Origin of the sequence: Halorubrum sp. SS7 (genome assembly GCF_005435055.1) — an archaeon.
Classification (GTDB): Archaea; Halobacteriota; Halobacteria; order Halobacteriales; family Haloferacaceae; genus Halorubrum; species Halorubrum salinarum.
Map to the genome: position 1 here is coordinate 303 of NZ_SGXV01000230.1, position 300 is coordinate 602.

Below are 300 nucleotides of genomic sequence, written 5' to 3' on the forward strand. Positions count from 1 at the left end.
ATCCCATAATGAACGAGGAGAGGTCGTCGAAGATCTCGCGGACGAAGGCGTACCCGCCGCCGCTCTTCGGGATCGAGCTGGCGAGTTCGGCGTACGAGAGTCCGGTGAACGCGGTGACAACGCCGTTCAGCGCGAAAACGATGATGGCCGCCGGCCCGGCGATCTCGGCTGCCAGTCCGGTCAGCACGAAGATTCCGGCACCGATCATCGCTCCCATACCGATCATCGTCGCTTCCAGCAGTCCGAGCTCGGCGTCCGGCGACCGAGTCTGGCTCCCGCTCATCGGTCGAGGGCCTCGTG

The 300-nt window shown here is 65.0% G+C and carries 1 protein-coding gene; it reads right to left on the bottom strand.

The annotated features are described in order from the left end of the window. A partial coding sequence (locus tag EXE44_RS21655) for an amino acid permease (protein ID WP_241991890.1) occupies positions 1–283 on the bottom strand: 283 nt, incomplete at its 3' end. Positions 284–300: the final 17 nt, after the last annotated feature.